This window comes from Curtobacterium sp. MCBA15_004 (genome assembly GCF_001865055.2).
Classification (GTDB): Bacteria; Actinomycetota; Actinomycetes; order Actinomycetales; family Microbacteriaceae; genus Curtobacterium.
The window spans coordinates 745,243-761,934 of sequence record NZ_CP126266.1; the positions used below are offsets into that span (position 1 = coordinate 745,243).

General features: G+C 73.8%; 18 protein-coding genes. 11 read left to right on the forward strand and 7 right to left on the reverse strand.

What is annotated here, in order from left to right; genetic code table 11:
• The first annotated feature begins 31 nt into the window (after positions 1–31).
• From QOL16_RS03525 to QOL16_RS03550, 6 genes are all read left to right on the forward strand, one after another.
• Positions 32–1,201, forward strand: a complete 1,170-nt coding sequence (locus QOL16_RS03525; protein WP_071284841.1) for a CPBP family intramembrane glutamic endopeptidase — start codon at positions 32–34, stop codon at positions 1,199–1,201.
• Positions 1,202–1,210: 9 nt separating this feature from the next.
• Positions 1,211–3,067 carry a DNA helicase RecQ gene (gene recQ, locus QOL16_RS03530; protein WP_071284842.1) on the forward strand — a complete coding sequence of 619 codons (1,857 nt, stop codon included), beginning with the start codon at positions 1,211–1,213 and terminating at the stop codon, positions 3,065–3,067.
• Positions 3,068–3,207: 140 nt separating this feature from the next.
• Positions 3,208–3,951 (forward strand): 1-acyl-sn-glycerol-3-phosphate acyltransferase, encoded by a 744-nt coding sequence (locus tag QOL16_RS03535; RefSeq protein ID WP_065963039.1) that lies wholly within the window; start codon positions 3,208–3,210, stop codon positions 3,949–3,951.
• Positions 3,952–4,067: 116 nt separating this feature from the next.
• Positions 4,068–4,520, forward strand: a complete 453-nt coding sequence (locus QOL16_RS03540) for a hypothetical protein (RefSeq protein ID WP_065963037.1) — start codon at positions 4,068–4,070, stop codon at positions 4,518–4,520.
• A gap of 496 nt (positions 4,521–5,016) precedes the next feature.
• Positions 5,017–5,613: a M23 family metallopeptidase gene (locus QOL16_RS03545; RefSeq protein WP_071284843.1), complete on the forward strand. Its 597-nt coding sequence runs from the start codon at positions 5,017–5,019 to the stop codon at positions 5,611–5,613.
• A 58-nt stretch (positions 5,614–5,671) separates the two neighbouring features.
• The gene (locus QOL16_RS03550) at positions 5,672–6,601 is read left to right on the forward strand and encodes an NAD(P)-dependent oxidoreductase (RefSeq protein WP_254780284.1); all 930 of its coding nucleotides are present in this window, start codon (positions 5,672–5,674) and stop codon (positions 6,599–6,601) included.
• 70 nt (positions 6,602–6,671) lie between these two features.
• Here QOL16_RS03550 and QOL16_RS03555 read toward each other — a convergent pair whose 3' ends face one another.
• Together QOL16_RS03555 and QOL16_RS03560 are read right to left on the reverse strand one after the other, a co-directional pair.
• Positions 6,672–6,893, reverse strand: a complete 222-nt coding sequence (locus tag QOL16_RS03555) for a hypothetical protein (RefSeq protein ID WP_065963034.1) — start codon at positions 6,891–6,893, stop codon at positions 6,672–6,674.
• Positions 6,894–6,950: 57 nt separating this feature from the next.
• A complete protein-coding gene (locus QOL16_RS03560) occupies positions 6,951–7,475 on the reverse strand; it encodes a MarR family winged helix-turn-helix transcriptional regulator (protein ID WP_065963032.1) in 525 nt (174 codons plus the stop codon).
• A 144-nt stretch (positions 7,476–7,619) separates the two neighbouring features.
• Here QOL16_RS03560 and QOL16_RS03565 point away from each other — a divergent pair, with 144 nt between their 5' ends.
• Entirely contained in the window at positions 7,620–8,627 is a 1,008-nt protein-coding gene (locus QOL16_RS03565) for an alpha-E domain-containing protein (protein ID WP_071284844.1), read from the forward strand.
• Between the two features lie 270 nt (positions 8,628–8,897).
• Here QOL16_RS03565 and QOL16_RS03570 read toward each other — a convergent pair whose 3' ends face one another.
• From QOL16_RS03570 to QOL16_RS03585, 4 genes are all read right to left on the reverse strand, one after another.
• Positions 8,898–10,244, reverse strand: coding sequence for an MFS transporter (locus tag QOL16_RS03570; protein ID WP_083230313.1), 1,347 nt, complete (start codon positions 10,242–10,244; stop codon positions 8,898–8,900).
• Positions 10,241–10,660, reverse strand: a complete 420-nt coding sequence (locus QOL16_RS03575; RefSeq protein ID WP_071284845.1) for a MarR family winged helix-turn-helix transcriptional regulator — start codon at positions 10,658–10,660, stop codon at positions 10,241–10,243. The genes QOL16_RS03570 and QOL16_RS03575 overlap by 4 nt, the downstream gene beginning before the upstream one ends.
• Before the next feature lie 143 nt (positions 10,661–10,803).
• Positions 10,804–11,073, reverse strand: a complete 270-nt coding sequence (locus QOL16_RS03580) for a hypothetical protein (protein WP_071245177.1) — start codon at positions 11,071–11,073, stop codon at positions 10,804–10,806.
• A gap of 10 nt (positions 11,074–11,083) precedes the next feature.
• The gene (locus QOL16_RS03585) at positions 11,084–12,220 is read right to left on the reverse strand and encodes an inorganic phosphate transporter (RefSeq protein WP_071245176.1); all 1,137 of its coding nucleotides are present in this window, start codon (positions 12,218–12,220) and stop codon (positions 11,084–11,086) included.
• Positions 12,221–12,307: 87 nt separating this feature from the next.
• Between QOL16_RS03585 and QOL16_RS03590 the strand changes: the two genes are divergently transcribed.
• The 3 genes from QOL16_RS03590 (at position 12,308) to QOL16_RS03600 (ending at position 14,851) form a co-directional block, all read left to right on the forward strand.
• On the forward strand, positions 12,308–13,177 hold the full coding sequence (locus QOL16_RS03590) for an alpha/beta hydrolase (RefSeq protein WP_071284846.1): 870 nt from the start codon (positions 12,308–12,310) through the stop codon (positions 13,175–13,177).
• Positions 13,178–13,333: 156 nt separating this feature from the next.
• Entirely contained in the window at positions 13,334–14,383 is a 1,050-nt protein-coding gene (locus tag QOL16_RS03595) for a biotin/lipoate A/B protein ligase family protein (protein ID WP_065963523.1), read from the forward strand.
• 138 nt (positions 14,384–14,521) lie between these two features.
• On the forward strand, positions 14,522–14,851 hold the full coding sequence (locus QOL16_RS03600; protein WP_071245174.1) for a hypothetical protein: 330 nt from the start codon (positions 14,522–14,524) through the stop codon (positions 14,849–14,851).
• A gap of 30 nt (positions 14,852–14,881) precedes the next feature.
• Here QOL16_RS03600 and QOL16_RS03605 read toward each other — a convergent pair whose 3' ends face one another.
• Positions 14,882–15,166: a GNAT family N-acetyltransferase gene (locus tag QOL16_RS03605; RefSeq protein ID WP_071284848.1), complete on the reverse strand. Its 285-nt coding sequence runs from the start codon at positions 15,164–15,166 to the stop codon at positions 14,882–14,884.
• A 95-nt stretch (positions 15,167–15,261) separates the two neighbouring features.
• Here QOL16_RS03605 and QOL16_RS03610 point away from each other — a divergent pair, with 95 nt between their 5' ends.
• Entirely contained in the window at positions 15,262–16,614 is a 1,353-nt protein-coding gene (locus QOL16_RS03610) for a hypothetical protein (RefSeq protein WP_071284849.1), read from the forward strand.
• Positions 16,615–16,692 lie beyond the last annotated feature (78 nt).

A 16,692-nucleotide genomic window follows, 5' to 3' on the forward strand; every position in this document is an offset into this window, starting at 1 on the left:
CCATCCTGCCCGGCCCGGTAGCCTGCGCAGGGTGAGCGTTCCGTACCACCGCCTGCCCCGCGTCGACGCCCGTTGGCGGTGGTGGCGCCCGTTCGTCGCGCTCGCGGTCCTGGCCGGCTGGTACGTCGCGACCCAGGTCGTGCTCGCGGTCGCGTACTTCGTCCCGATCGGAGCCTCGCAGGGTCCCGAGGGGCTGATGCGCTTCCAGCAGGAGCTGTCGAGCGGGGCACTCGACCCCACCGACCCGCTGGTCCTGTCGCTGTCGCTCGTGTCCCTCGTGGTGCTGCTGCCCGGGATCCTGCTCGCCGTGAAGCTCGCGAAGCTCGGTCCCGCGAACGTCCTGTCGTCGACGCGCTTCCGGGTGCGGTGGCGGTGGACCGCGTGGTGCCTGCTGCCCACGCTCGTCGTCGCGGCGATCATGTTCTCGGTCCAGACGATCGGCATGTTCACGTTCGACGGCGGCTTCGGGTGGGACCACGCCGCCATCGGGCACTCGACGGTCTCGGCGGGCACGCTCACGCTGACGATCGTCCTGGTCCTGCTGCTCGTGCCGTTCCAGGGCGCTGCCGAGGAGTACGTCTTCCGCGGCTTCCTCATGCAGACGATCGGCTCGTGGATCCCGGTCCGCGTGGTCGGCACGGTCGTCGCGGTCGTCGTCTCGACCGTCGTGTTCGCCCTGCTGCACATCCCGAACGGCTACAACGTCTGGGGCATCCTCGACGTCGGCTCGTTCGGTCTCGTGGCCGCGATCATCGTGCTGCGCACCGGCGGCATGGAGGCGACGGTCCTCCAGCACGCCTTCAACAACATCATGATCTTCGTGCTGCAGGCGCCGGGGTGGTCGCGGATCGACCTGACGTCGCAGGACGCACAGGGCACGGTCGGCGGGTGGCTCGTCACGCTCGGCACGTCACTGCTCTACTGGGGGATGGTCGAGGTGCTCGCGACGTGGCGGGGGCTGGACCGGCGGTTCGCCGGTCACGAGGCGCCCCGGTTCCGCGGGACACCGCCCGGGTTCGCGGGTGGGTCGCGGTGGTTCCGGCCGGGAGGCGCAGGCTGGTCGGACGCGCCGGCGCGTGTCGACGACGTGGCCGGGTCGGGTGACCCCACCGGGTCCGGTGAGCGGGTGGGCTCCGGTGACCGGGTCGGTTCCGACGGACGGGGTGTGGACAGCGCGGTGGGTGTCGCCCGTCGCCCGTAGGCTCGTGCCATGAGTTCCACGCCCGCGCCCGCCGTCGCGCCGGTGTCCCCGTCACGCTCGGCGGCGCTCGACGTCCTGCGCCGGGTGTGGGGCTACGACGACTTCCGGGGTGAACAGGCCGCGATCATCGACCAGGTCGTGTCCGGTGGGGACGCCCTCGTCCTCATGCCGACCGGTGGCGGCAAGTCGCTCTGCTACCAGGTCCCGGCACTCGTCCGCGACGGCGTCGGGGTCGTGGTCTCGCCGCTGATCGCCCTCATGCAGGACCAGGTCGACGCCCTCGCGGCGAACGGCGTGCGCGCGGCGTTCCTCAACTCGACCCAGGGGCCCGACGAGCGCTCGCGGGTGGAGCGTGCCGTCGTCTCCGGCGAGGTCGACATGCTCTACCTCGCGCCCGAGCGCCTGCGGCTCGAGTCGACCCGCACCCTGCTCGACCGCGCCCGCATCGCCCTGTTCGCGATCGACGAGGCCCACTGCGTCGCCCAGTGGGGCCACGACTTCCGGCCGGACTACCTCGAGCTGAGCATCCTGCACGAGCGGTGGCCGACCGTGCCGCGGGTCGCGCTCACCGCCACGGCGACGCCGCAGACCCACCGTGAGATCTCCGGGCGGCTCGGCCTCGACGACGCCGCGCACTTCGTCGCCGACTTCGACCGGCCGAACATCCAGTACCGGATCGAGCCGAAGACCGGCGCGATGCAGCAGCTGCTCACGTTCATCCGCACGGAGCACAGCGGGGACGCCGGCATCGTCTACTGCCTGTCGCGCAACTCGGTCGAGCGCACGGCCGCGGCGCTCGCCGACCAGGGCATCCCGGCACTGCCGTACCACGCCGGTCTCGACGCCAAGGTGCGCGAGCGCAACCAGTCCCGTTTCCTCCGCGAGGACGGCATCGTCATGGTGGCCACGATCGCGTTCGGCATGGGCATCGACAAGCCCGACGTCCGCTTCGTGGCGCACCTCGACCTGCCGAAGTCGGTCGAGGGCTACTACCAGGAGACCGGTCGTGCCGGGCGGGACGGCCTGCCCTCGACCGCGTGGCTCGCGTACGGCCTGAACGACGTGGTGCAGCAGCGCCGGATGATCGACCAGTCCGAGGGCGATGCCGCACACCGTCGGCAGCTCAGCGCCCACCTCGACGCCATGCTCGCCCTGTGCGAGACGATCGAGTGCCGCCGGGTCCGGCTGCTGGCGTACTTCGGCCAGGAGTCCACGCCGTGCGGCAACTGCGACACGTGCATCGCGCCGCCCGAGCCCTGGGACGGCACCGTCGCGGCGCAGAAGCTCCTGTCGACGGTCGTCCGGCTCGAACGTGAGCGCGGGCAGCGGTACGGCGTCGCGCACCTCGTCGACATCCTCGTCGGCAAGCAGTCGCCGCGCGTGCAGGAGCTCCGGCACGACTCGCTGGCGACGTTCGGCATCGGCAGCGACCTGAGCGAGGGGGAGTGGCGCGCGGTGGCGCGGCAGGTCCTGGCGCAGGGCTACGCCGCGGTGTCGGGCGACGGCTACGGCACGATCGTGCTCAGCCCCACGAGCGCCGACGTCCTGAGCGGACGGGTCCGGGTGCTCATGCGCCGCGACCCGGTCAAGGCGCCGCGCACGTCCCGGACCAGGCGGCAGGCCGTGACGGACATGCCGCAGGAGGCCGTGGGCCTGTTCGAGGCGCTGCGGGCCTGGCGTGCGGCGCAGGCCCGCGAGCAGGGCGTCCCGGCGTACGTGGTCTTCAACGACGCGACCCTGCGCGGCATCGCGGCCGTGCGTCCCGCCGACCAGGACCAGCTCGCCGAGATCTCCGGCGTCGGTGCGGCGAAGCTCGAGCACTACGGCCGTGCCGTGCTCGACGTGGTGTCCTCGCACGCCGACTGACCGGCGCGGAGCGCACGGCGGGCGTTGACCCGGGGCCGCTGCGCGGTGTCCCGGGCACCTACCGCGGACCCATGCCGCACGCGGCATGCGGGTCCCGGCGCGCTCACTACACTCGGAGACCCCGCCACGAGGAGGCCCCGGTGTCCGGTTCGACGAAGATCACCACCACGCTCAGTCGCGCGGTGGTGACCCCGCTCGCCCGGATGCTCTGGCGCCCCCGCATCGTCGGTCGGCGCAACGTGCCGAAGCGCGGCGCCGTGATCCTGGCGAGCAACCACCGGTCCTTCATCGACTCCCCGGCGATCACCCTCATGGCGCCGCGGAAGGTCTCGTTCCTCGCGAAGCAGGAGTACTTCACGGGCACGGGCTTCCGCGGTGCGGTGTCGAGGGCGTTCTTCGGAGGCATCGGCGCGATCGGCGTCGAGCGCGGTGCGGGTGCGGCGGCGCAGCAGGCCCTCGACCTGGGGCTGGAACGGCTCGAGGCGGGGGAGGCGTTCGCGATCTACCCCGAGGGCACGCGCTCCCTCGACGGCAGGCTCTACAAGGGTCGGACCGGGGTCGCCTGGCTGGCCCTCACCAGCGGCGCCCCCGTCGTACCGGTGGCGCTGACCGGCACCGAGGACGTGCAGCCGGTCGGCTCGAAGGTGCCGAAGCTCGCCCGCGTGACGATCGAGTTCGGCGCGCCGATGGACCTGTCCGGCTTCGGTGATGCGTCGTCCGGGCGGGCTCGACGCCACGCGACCGACGCCGTGATGGCGGCGATCCAGGCGTTGAGCGGGCAGGAGCCGGCGAACGCGTACAACAACCCGCCGTCGACGATCGTCGAGCGCGTGCGGCAGGTGCTCCGGCGGGACGACCCGACCCAGGCGGTCGAACCGGACTGATCCTGGAGCACGCTATTGCACATTCTGCATATCAGTGGTTGAATCGGGGACGTGCCCGCGAGCGTCCGAACGCTCGGCGGGCCGGACCACCCGACCTCGATCAGAAGGCACGCAGCATGTCCTCCACCCCGCTATTCGACTCCATCGCCGACCGCGCCTCCCGTCGGGGCCCGGTCAGCAGCACCGGCACCGCCCAGGCGGACGCCGCCGCGGAGGTCACCGGTCGCTCGAACACCGGTCGCTCGAACCCCGGACGCACGGGCACCGCGCGTGACGACGCCGACCGTGCCGTCCCGGTGGTGTCGTCGGTCACCTCGGTCACCGCGCCGACCTCTCCCTTCGCTGCACCGGTCCCGCCGCAGCAGTCCGCCCTCGTGCCCGCCGCACTCGTGACCGCCATCGACGCGATCCCGGCGCAGGCGCGCGCGGCGCTCGGGAACGAGCACGTCGTCGGTGCGGAGCAGTTCGGCCTCGTCGAGGCAGTCGCCGACGCCCTGACCCGCGTGGTCGTCGACGCGGTCGTGCACGAGCTCGAGCGCATCACCCGCGACGGTGTCGTCCGCGCCTGACCGCTCTCCGTCCGGTCCGATCATGTCCGCCACCGAGTTCCTTCCGATGCGCGCCGCCCCGCGACGACGTGCCGGCGCTCGACACGTCGCCCCGGGCCGTCGCTCCTCGCGAGCCGGTGTCGCCGGGCCCCCGACCACCGGGGCGGCGGTCCCCCCTGCCGCCGCTCCGGTCTCCTCTCCGCGCCGGGCTGCACGCCGTGCTGCTGCCCCGACGCCTACCGGTGCCGCACGCGGTGCCGGACGCCCCCTGACCACCGGGGCGGCGGTCCCCCCTTCCGCCGTCCCGGTCTCATCCCCGCGTCGCGCCGCCCGTCGTGCCGCCCCGATCCGGGGCGCGACGCCGTCGGCGGGGCCGCGCCCCGGTACGACGAGGCGGGCGGCTCCGATCGTCGGCGCGACGCCGCAGGCGCGTCCGTTCGTCGGCGCACCGGCCCGGACGGAACGGAGCGCGGCCGCCCACAAGGCGTCCGCCAAGCTCGTCCCCGTCACCGCCGCCGTGCTCGCCGCGTGCCTGTTCGTCGCCGTCGGTGACGCCCGGACGGCGACCGCGGTCCCCACGACGCCCGCGGCCGGACGCCTGGCGACGCAGCACTTCGCCGCGCCGCCGGCACCGACGACCACGATCACCCGCGACGAGTACGAGGTCGACGACGACGGGCACCGGTGGCCGCGCACGACGATCACCTCGACCGTGGTCCGACCGGTCGAGGGCGTGGTCCCGATCGCCGGCGGGTTCGGCGGTCGACACGTCGCCGGCTGCGGGGCGTGCTCGACGGACCACCACGGACTCGACTTCGCCGCGCCGAGCGGCAGCCCCGCCCTCGCGGCGATGTCCGGGCGGGTCGTCTCGGCCGGGGTGCTCGGCGGCTACGGCAACCAGGTCCTGCTCCAGCACCCGGACGGCACGCGGACCCGGTACGGACACCTCTCCCGCATCGACGTCCGGGTCGGGCAGGTCGTGACCGCCGGCGAGCAGGTCGGCGCGGTCGGCAGCACCGGGGTCTCGACCGGGCCGCACCTGCACTTCGAGGTCATCGTCGGCGGCGTCCCCGTCGACCCGGAGCCCTGGTTGGCGGCACGCGGCGTGCTGTGACCCGGCCAGGGGAGCCCGCGGCTGCGCCGATGTTCAGCCGTGCCCTCGCGCATCCCTCGTGCGCCCCGTCGATCCCCGGACCCGGCGCGTACGGTCGGCCGGGTGGCGGCACGGTGCCGTCACGGGACGGAGACTCGACGTGCGCGTGACGGTGCTGGGAACAGGGACGATGGGGGCCGGCGTCGCCCGGTCACTCCTCCGCGAGGGCCACGACGTCACCGTGTGGAACCGCAGCGCCGAACGGGCCGCCCCGCTCGCGTCCGACGGCGCCACGGTCGCACAGGACGCCCCGAGCGCGGTCGCCGAGGCCGAGGTCGTGTTGCTCACGCTCTTCGACACGGACGCCGTCGTCGACGTGCTGCGGGCGGCCGGGAGTGCCGCGCCGCGGGACGCCGTGTGGGTGCAGGCGTCGACGATCGGGACCTCCGGGACCGAGACCGTCGTGCGGCTCGCCGAGGAGTCCGGCGTGACCCTCGTCGAGGCGATGATGCTCGGCACGAAGGGCCCCGCCGAGCAGGGGAAGCTCACGATGCTCGCCGCCGGCCCCGCCGACGTGCTGGACCGCGTGCAGCCGGTCCTCGACGCGATCGGTGCGAAGACGGTCCGCGCGGGCGAGCGTGTGGGCGACGGCACCGCGGTGAAGCTCGCCGCCAACGCGTGGATCGCTGCGATCACGGCCGCCACCGGCCAGTCCCTCGCGGTGGCACGCGCCCTCGGCGTCGACCCGCAGCTCTTCCTCGACGCGATCGAGGGATCGGCGAGCGACTCGGCCTACGCGCACACGAAGGGCGCGTCGATGCTCGCGGGGGAGTTCCCCGCCCAGTTCGCGCTCGACGGCCTGCGCAAGGACATCGGCCTCATCACCGACGCGGCACGCTCGACCGGGGTGTCGACGACGCTGCTCGACGCACTCGACCGGGTCTACCGCGACGCGAGTGCGGCCGGGCACGGGGACGACGACATCGCCGCGGTCGGTACCGCCTTCTGACGACGACGTCGGTGCCGTGCTCGCGTGCGGTGCCGACGTCCGCGCGGGCACGGTGACCCGGGCCCGCGACTCAGGACCGGCGGAACCACCGCCGGACGGCACCGGCCAGCCGCCCGACCGCCTCGTCGTTCATCGTGTTGGCGAGGTCGAACGCCTCGCGGGCCGGGTCGGCACCACCCCGGATGCGCCGGAGTGCGGCGTCGGCGCGGGCCCGGGCGTCGAGCTCCGCGTAGGGCATGTCGTCCTCGGGGTCGTGCGCCGGTGCCGTACGGGGAGCGTCGTCGGCGGACATGGCGTCAGGCTACGCGCGCACCCCGGGACCCGGCGGCGAGCACACGGTCGAACCGGGCTACGCGCTCCGACGGGCGGGATCGGCCGACTCGATGTCGCGGCCGACCACGCGGGCCATCTGCTCGAGGAACCCGACGACCACGGCCATGTCCGACGGCGGCAGGTGCTCCGCGACCTCGATCGCGCGGTTGTCGAGCTCGTCGATGACCTGCAGGACCTGGCGCATGGAACCACCCGTCGCCGTGAGGAGCACCCCGCGGCGGTCGTGGGGGTCGGCGTGGCGCTCGACGTGACCGCTGCGGACCAGTCGGTCGACGAGGGCCGAGGTGGACGCCGGCGTGATGTCGAGCCGGTCGGCCAGTTCCTTGGCGTTGACGGCGCGGCCCGCGGCCTCGGCGTCGAGCAGGACGCGGAGTGCGAGCAGGGCGTTCTCGCCGATGCCGAGCGCCTCGCGTGCCCGTCGTTGTGCGGCACTCTCGGCACTCCGGTACCGCCGGAGCGCGTTGAGCACGTCCACCGCGTCGACCCTGGAATCCGTTCCGTACCAGAAGCCCGTGGTGGTGTCCGTCACCTCGGTCGTCATGCGGACAATGCTAGACGCTCTAGTTAGGTTGTCTAGCGAGTGCGCGGAGAACGGCTGGTGCGACACACCCGCAACACCGGGGACCTCCGCCCGAAACACCGTCGCAACGCCCCGTCAGTAGGTTCGCCCCATGCAGGAGCCGACGTGCTGAACCGTCTCGCCGGCAGTGTGTTCCACGTCGGGAGCGCGGTCGAGCGTGCCGACGTGGTGGCCCGGATGCTCGACGTCTACGTCGTGCGCGCCGACCTCGGTGCCGACGGGGTCGCGAGCACCGCCGCGCTGCGTTCCGTCCTCGGCGCCGAGGGGCGGCAGCGCGACCCCGGTGCCGCGGCCACGGTCGACGCGCTCGCGCTGGACCGGCACGAACCCGCGTCGATCGCGCACGCGGTCGGGGTGGCCCGCGACCACGCCCGACGTGCCCGCGAGGTGGTCGCGACCGAGCTCTGGGACTGCCTCGACGCCACGCGGTCCCGGATGCCCCGGAAGGTCGCGCTCGACCGGTCGCACGAGTTCCTCGGGTGGGTCCGGGAGCGGAGCGCCCTCGCCGTCGGCGTGGTCGAGGGGGACGCCAGCCGCGACGAGGTCTGGGAGTTCTTCACGCTCGGCCGGTCGTTGCTCCGGTGCGCGGTGACCGCACGCCTGCTCGCCTCCGAGCTCGTCCACACCGGCCCGGGCGGGCCCCCGGCCCCGGACCGTCCCGAGCCGGTGTCGACGTCGGGACGAGCCGGTGCGTCGGCCGGCGCGGCACCGGACGACCCGGCACCGACCACCCACCAGGACCGCGCGCCGTCGGCGCACGCGTGGACGACGGCGCTGCGCGCGTGCGGTGCGGTCGAGGCGTTCCGGCGCGGGCACGGGCACCGTCCGCCGCGGCCCGCCGACGTCGCGTCGTTCCTGCTGCACGACGCCACGAGTCCCCGCTCGCTCGCGTTCCTGGCGCAGCGCGCCGAGGACTGTCTCGACGACGTGGCGCCGGCGTGCCTGGCCGACGAGGTCGACGGCTTCCGACGGGCACGTGCGGCACTCGGCCGGATCGACGTCGGCGGGCCGGAGGACGCGCTGCGGGCCGCGGTCGCCCGCCTGGCCGCCAGCGTCGACGCGGTGGTCGACGCGCTCGGCGCTCGCGTCTTCGCGCCGGCGCCGGTGCGCTGAGCGCACCGGGCCGGCGCGGCCGGTCTCCGGGTGGTCCGCGCCGGCCCGCCACCCGGCTGCCGCGAGGCGCGTGACTGCGGTGCGGCGGGCCCTGCGGCCGTGCGCGTGGTGGACGGGAGGCGCGTGGCGGGGCGGCACCGTGCCTCCCGTCCGACGGTGGCGGACCCGGAGGTGCGTGACCGCGGTGCGGCGGGCTCTGCGGCCGCGCGCGTGGCGGCCGGGAGGCGCGTGGCGGGGCGGCACCGCGCCTGGCGTCCGTCGCCGGTCGGGTCAGACGGCGCTGGACCGGTCCGCGACGGCCTCCTCGCGCTCGAGCTCGCGCCGCAGCGCGGCGCGCGACGCGCGCGTCCCGACCACGGGCACCGCGTGCGTGACTGCGAGGTGCAGCGGCGCCTCGGCGTCGTAGCGCAGCCGCAGGCGCTGCCACCGCACGAGCCAGACGAGCGCGATCGCGAGCGCCACGAAGCCCGAGGTCGCGCCGACCCCGATGGCCCAGCGCGGGCCGAACGCGTCGGCGACGGCGCCGACGATGGGCGCGCCGAGCGGGGTGCCGCCGGCGAACACGGCCATGTACAGCGCCATCACGCGGCCGCGCATCGCCGGCGCGGTCGTGGTCTGCACGAGTGCGTTCGCGGTCGTCATGAACGTCAGGGAGGCGAGCCCGACGAACACCAGGACGGCGGCGAACGTCCAGTAGGTGGGGGCGAACGCCGCGGCGGTGCAGGCGATCCCGAAGCCCGCCGACGCCACGACGAGCGTGCGCATCCGCGGCCGGTCACGACGGGCGGAGAGCAGTGCGCCCGCCACCGAGCCGATCGCCATCACCGAGTTGAGCAGGCCGAACTCGCCGGCACCCTTGCCGAACTCGACGCGGGCCATGGTCGAGGTGAAGATCGGGAAGTTCACGCCGAACGTGCCGACGACGAAGATCATGCAGAGCACCACGAGGATGTCCGGCCGGGTGCGCACGTAGCGGAAGCCGCCGATGACCTGGCCCTTGCCGCGGCCGGCCCTCGGGCGGTCGGCGAGCTGTCGCGGGTCGACGAACCGCAGCGCGACGAGCACGGCCAGGAACGAGGCCGCGTTGATGACGAAGACCCACCCGGAGCCGATCGCGGCGATGAGCACGCCCGCGACCGCCGGGCCGACGAGCCGCGCGGCGTTGAACGACGCCGAGTTCAGCGCGACGGCGTTCGACACGTGCTCACCCTGGACGACGTCCGACACGAAGGTCTGCCGGATCGGGGTGTCGAACGCTGCGACGACACCGAGCGCGAGCGCGAAGCCGTAGAGCGACCAGAGCGTCGCGGTGTGCGTGAGGACCATGAGCCCGAGTCCGAGGCCGAGCGCGCCCATCAGCCCCTGCGTGAGCATGAGCATCTTCCGGCGGTCGAAGCGGTCGGCGACCAGTCCGGTGAGCGGCAGGAGCAGGAGCTGCGGCCCGAACTGCAGGGCCATCGTGACGCCGACGGCGACCGCGTCGTTGTCGGACAGCTCGGTGAGGACGATCCAGTCCTGCGCGGTGCGCTGCATCCAGGTGCCGACGTTGGACACCAGGGCGCCGGCGAACCAGATGCGGTAGTTGCGGGCGGCCAGGGAACGGAACATGGCGGTCACTGCTGGGCCAGCCTCCTCAAGATCTCGGTGGCGTCGGCCAGCGTGCGGCGTTCGTCGGGGGTGAGCGTGCCCAGGCGTGGGGACAGCCAGCCGTCACGGCGGCGACGGGTCTCCTCGACGACGGCCGAGCCGGCGGGCGTCACGCAGATCCGGACCTTGCGGCGGTCGTCGCCGTGGTCGCCCTTCGTCGCGAGGCCGCGCTCGACGAGCACCGCGACGGTCTTCGTCATCGAGGGCGGGGTGACGCCGTCCTGCCGGCTGAGCTCGGCGAGGGTCATCGCGCCCTCGCGGTGCAACCGGGCGAGCGCGGAGAACTGGGCGTCGGTCATCGCCGCGTCGGCCTTCTGCGCGCGGAGCGTCCGCGAGAGCCGGTTGACGGCGATGCGCAGGTCGGTCGCGAGGGAGGTGTCGGGCACGACCGTTAGCCTACCTCATTAGTTCAGCGAACGAACTGGTTTGGCGGCTGCGGTGGCAGTGGCTGTGGCTGTGGCTGTGGTGCTGGCGGTGGTGGGGGATCAGCAGGCAGGCGGCTCCGCCCAGGGACGGAGCCACCGCCGTGTCAGTGGAACTGGGGGACGGTGAGCCAGATCCCGTACAGGACCGCGGCGCCGCAGACCGTGAAGCACACGCCGGCACCGAAGCGCGCGGCCGCCGGGGTCCGCCCGGTGCGTGCGGTCTCGTCCGCGTCGCGGGTGCGCTCACCGTCGACGTCGACGGGCTGCCCGGCCCCGAGGAGGCGCAGGCCGAGCGTGTACACGAGCACGATGCCGACGGCGGCCACGAAGCCGACGCCCGCGACGATCCCGATGCTGCTGAGGTCGATGGACACGTGCGCCTCCCTAGGCCGACACCGGCTCGGCGGCCGGTCGTTCGTCGTTGACGGTCTCGCGGGTGACCGGTCGGCGTCGGGCCAGGGCGGCGAAGGCCAGACCGCCGAGCAGGGCCAGGACGGCGACGACGACGAGCCCGATCGTGCTCGTCGAGGCCAGGAGCGTCGCCAGGGCACCGACGACCGCGGCGGCCGGCAGCGTGACGACCCAGGCCACGGCGATCCGCCCGACGACCGACCAGTGCACGTCCGCGAGCTTCTTGCCGAGGCCGGAGCCGACCACCGAGCCGCTCGTGACGTGGGTGGTGGACAGGGCGAAGCCGAGGTGCGACGACACCAGGATCGTCGCGGCGGAGCTCGTCTCGGCGGCGAAGCCCTGCGGCGACTGCACGTCCGAGATCTTCTTGCCGACGGTCTGCATGATCCGCCAGCCGCCCGTGTACGTGCCGAGGCCGATCGCCAGGCCGCACGCGAGCACCACCCACAGCGCCGGGCCGCTGCCCGACGGCTGGTACCCGGCGGCGACGAGCGTCAGCGTGATGACGCCCATCGTCTTCTGGGCGTCGTTCGTGCCGTGTGCGAGCGAGACGAGCGACGCCGAGATCGTCTGTCCGTGCCGGAACCCGGTCGCGGCACCGTGCGTCGTCGCGTTCCGCGTCAGCGTGTACGCGAGGTACGTCGCGACGAGCGCGATCACCCCGGCGATGACGGGGGAGAGCAGCGCCGGGAGCACGACCTTGGACAGCACGGTCGCCCAGTCGACGGACTGCAGCCCGGCGCCGACCACCGACGCCCCGATCAGCCCGCCGAACAGCGCGTGCGTGGACGAGGACGGGAGACCGGCGTACCAGGTGGCGAGGTTCCAGAGGACGGCCCCGACGAGGCCCGCGAAGATCATCGTCGGGGTGATCTGGATGCCGTCCTGCCCCTCGCGGATGATCCCCTGCGAGACGGTCTTCGCGACCTCGGTGGACAGGAAGGCGCCGACCAGGTTGAGGACGGCGGAGATGAGCACGGCGGTCCGGGGCTTCAGGGCTCCGGTGGCGACCGAGGTGGCCATGGCGTTCGCGGTGTCGTGGAAGCCGTTCGTGAAGTCGAACACGAGGGCCACCAGGATCACCAGCACGACGGTGACGAGGACGTCCATGCGCGGAACGGTAGGCCCGCTGCGCCCCCGCTGCGTGAACGCCGGATGAACACGCTGGGCCGGGCTGCCGTCTGCCAGGATGCAGCCATGCCGACGTTCTCCGCAGCCCGAGGGGACTCCTCGTTCACCGACGCACACGGCGTCGAGATCGTGTACTCGACGTGGCGTGCCGGTCGGCCGAGGGGCATCGTGCAGATCGCCCACGGTGTCGGCGAGCACTCCCTCCGGTACGAGGCGCTCGCGCAGGACCTGGTCCGCGCCGGCTGGACCGTGCACGCGAACGACCACCGCGGGCACGGCCGGACCGGCCTCGCGCAGTGGCACGGCGACCACGCCCGGCTGGGCAGGCTCGGCCCCGGCGGACTGCGGGCCGCGATCGCCGCCGTCGAGCAGATGACCGCGGTCGCCCGCGAACAGGACCCGGGGCTGCCGCTCGTGCTGCTCGGGCACTCCTGGGGTTCCCTGATGGCGCAGCGGATCGTGAACACGTCGTCGGACGCGTACGACGGGGTCGTGCTCTCCGCCACCGCCTACCGACTGCCCGGCTGGATGAACAGCGGCGACCTGAACGCCCGGCACGCCGGCTCCGGCCCCACGCGGTACGAGTGGATCAGCCGCGACCGGGCGATCATCGAGACGATCCAGGCGGACCCGCTCGCGGTCGACGCGGACGTGCTCAAGCTCTTCGGCCTGCGCGACACGCTGCGGCTGCTCGGGGTGCCGCGGCGGGGCATCCCGCACGACCTGCCGATGCTGCTGCAGGTCGGCTCCGAGGACACCCTCGGCGGTCCGCGGTCGATCGAGCGGCTCGCGCAGGCGTACCGCCGTCGCGGGGGCCTGTCGGACGTGCAGGTGCACGTCTACGAGGGGGCCCGGCACGAGGTCTACAACGAGACGAACCGGGACGAGGTGGTCGCCGACCTGGTCGCGTGGCTGGACGGGCACGTGGGTCGCTGACGCGACCGGCTGCGGACGGGAGGCGCGGGGCGGGGCCGCCACGGGCCTCCCGTCGGTACCCGGGTGCGGACGGGAGGCGCGGGGCGGGCCCCGCCACGGTCCTCCCGTCCGGCGGCAGGCCGACGGGCCACCGCGTGGCGGGCGTAGGCTCGACGCGTGCACGGTGAGTACAAGGTCCCCGGAGGCAAGCTGGTCGTCGTCGACCTCGAGGTCGTCGACGGGAGCATCCAGGAGTTCCGGTTGGCGGGTGACTTCTTCCTCGAACCCGACGACGCGCTTCCGCTCATCGACCAGGCCGTCAACGGCCTGCCCGCGACCACCGACGCGGCCGGCATCGCCGCCGCCGTCCGCGGTGCCCTGCCCGCGGACGCGGTCCTGCTCGGCTTCACGCCCGAGTCCGTCGGCGTCGCCGTGCGCCGGGCGCTCTCGCGGGCCTCGACGTGGCAGGAGTACGACTGGGAGATCGTGCACGAGGGCCCGATCAGCCCGAACGAGCACCTCGCACTCGACCAGGTCCTGACCGAGGAGGTCGGCGCCGGACGCCGCGGCCCGACCCTCCGCATCTGGGAGTGGGACCAGCCCGCCGTCGTGATCGGGTCGTTCCAGTCGCTGAAGAACGAGGTCGACCCCGCAGGCGCTGAGAAGTACGGCGTGCAGGTGGTCCGTCGGATCTCCGGCGGCGGTGCCATGTTCATGGACGCGGGCGCGATCATCTCGTACTCGCTCTACGTGCCGACCGACCTCGTGCAGGGCATGACCTTCGCCGACTCGTACGCCTACCTGGACGAGTGGGTGATCGAGGCACTCAAGTCGCTCGGCATCGAGGCGTACTACCAGCCGCTCAACGACATCACCTCGACCAAGGGCAAGATCGGCGGCGCCGCCCAGAAGCGCCTCGGCACCGGTGCACTGCTGCACCACGCCACGATGAGCTACGACATGGACGGCCAGAAGATGGTCGAGGTCCTGCGGATCGGTCGCGAGAAGATGAGCGACAAGGGCACGACCTCGGCGGCGAAGCGCGTCGACCCGCTGCGCTCGCAGACCGGGCTCACCCGCGCCGAGATCATCGACCGGTTGATCGGCACCTTCACGAAGCTGTACGGGGCGCACGAGGGGCACGTGACCGAGGCCGAGCGGGCCCGGGCGCAGGAGCTCGTGGCGACGAAGTTCGACACGCGGGAGTGGCTCGAGCGGGTGCCCTGAGCCGGGATCGTCCGGCCGGGTCGCCTCGGGCGAGGTTCGTCCGGCCGGGTCGCCTCGGGTCAGGTTCGTCCGGCCGGATCGTCGAGATCATCCGCGCGGCGGAGGCCCGCTCCGAGCCCCTGACGTAGCGTCGTGCCCGTGAACTGGTTGATCTTCCTGGGGGCGGTGGCCGTGGCGGCCGTCGTGATGGGGATCGCCGATCGCGCGGGGTGGATCGACCTGTCGAACAAGGCCACCCGGAGCGGCGGATCCGGCGGTGTCGTGTCGATGATGGACGAGGTGTTCGCGCCGACGCGGCACGAGGCACAGGCCGAGGCCGAACGGCAGTCGCGGTTGCCGCGGGAGGCGCCGACGCCCGCCGACCACGACCACGACCTGCTCAGCGGGACCGTGCTCATCCGCGTGCCGGCCGTCCGCGGGGCCGGGCGGCACGAGGCACGGCCCGGGACGCTCGACCGGCCGTACTGAGCGCAGTCGGTCGGGCCTGACCGGGGTCGGTCAGCGGGTGGTGAGCTCCTGGTAGTCCGGGTGCCGCTCGATCCACGCCTTGACGTAGCTGCACAGCGGCACGACGCGCCGGTCGCCCTCGCGGACGTCGTCGAGGGCGTGCTGCACGAGGATCGACGCGTGCCCGCCGCCGCGGTGTGCCGGGTCGACCTCGGTGTGGGTGAACCGGATCTCGTCGCCGTCGACCTCGTACGCCGCGAAGCCGATCACCGCGCCGTCCTCGACGAGGGAGTACTGCTGTGCGTCGGTGTCGTTGCGGACCTCGGGTGCTGCCATGCAGGGGACCGTACGCCCCCGGCCTCGGAACCGGTCGGGCGCGCGCTCCCGAACGTGGGGCTGTGAGCGCTCCCGCCCGGCACTAGCATCACGACGTGCACGACACCACCACCCCCCTGCGCTTCCGCACCCCGCCCGGCTGGCCGACGCCGTCCGCCGAGTGGGTCGAGCTCTTCCAGGGCGCCGAGCCCGCCGCCGGGTGGACCCCGGCCGACGACGTCCCGCCCGCGCCCCGCGGCTGGGTGTTCTGGGTGCCGACCCGGGTGCTCCGCCGGCGTCAGCCTCGGTCGCTCGTCGTCGCGACGACCGTCGGGGCCGGGGTGGCCGTCCTGTCGCTCGGCGTGCTCGTCGGGCTCGTCGTCGCCGGTGCCGACACGGGCGCCCTCGCGGTCGCCGCACTGGCCGTCCTCGTGCCGTTGATCGCGGGGGTCGCGCTGTGGGTCGTCGGGGCCGTCCGGCTCGCCGACCGTCGGCGGGCCGCCCTCGCCGCGGTCCTCGCCGAGGCCGCCCGCCGCCGCGCGATCGAGCTGCCCGAACGGGCCCGTGCCGCGCACCCCGGAACCGACCCGCACACGGCGTCCGCCGCGTGGGACGCCGCAGCGTGGTCGGTCCCCGCGGCGCACCCCTTCCACGAGGGCGCGCCGTCCCGTCTGAGCGCCCGGGTCGACCGCGTGCTGACCGTCCTGACCGCCGGGGTCGCGGGCCTCGTGCTCGTGGCGGGCGCCTCGTTCGCCGTCGCGCCGCCGATCGCGCACACGGCCGAGTCGATCGCCGCAGCGGCCGCGGCCGCGGACGGGTACTCCGACGACGGCCCGGTCGAGGTGTGGTCGTCCGACGACGGGTCGACGACCGCGTCCTGGTTGGACGGTGACGACGAGTGGGACGCGACGTGCGGCACGACCGACGTCGACGACCTCTGCGACCCGTACGAGATCGACACGGACCGGTCGTGCCTCGCGGTCGTCACGATCGGGTACTTCGCCGACATGGACGACGAGGAGCCCAGCCGGGTCGAGGAGCGCACGGTCGAGTTGTCCGCCGACGTGCCGCTCGTGCTCGCCGTGTCGTACCAGGACGAGGAGGACTCGACCATCGGCGACGTGTCCTGCACCTCGGGCGACGCCGCCGCGGCCGACCGGGTCTCGGCCACCCAGGACATCGACGCACACCCCGACGCCGCCGACCTGCCGGACGGCTGCGACGGCGACTCCTGTGTCGCGATCGCGGTGACGCCCACGACCGACTGCGCCTCGGCGTCGGTCGAGTACCGCGTCGACGCCGAGGTCGGCGGCATCACGGACCCGCACGACGTGGTCGTCCCCACCGCGTTGCACGCGGGCAAGGCCGTCGAGGTCTTCGCCGGTGGCACGGGCAAGGCGTCCGCCGTGCACCCCGGTGCGGTCACGTGCCACGCCACCTCGGACGACGGTCCCACCGCGGACTCCTGATCGCTCCGGACGGCCGGGCACGGCCGGGGACGCAGACGAGCAGGGCGCTCGGCGTGGTCACGCCGAGCGCCCTGCTCG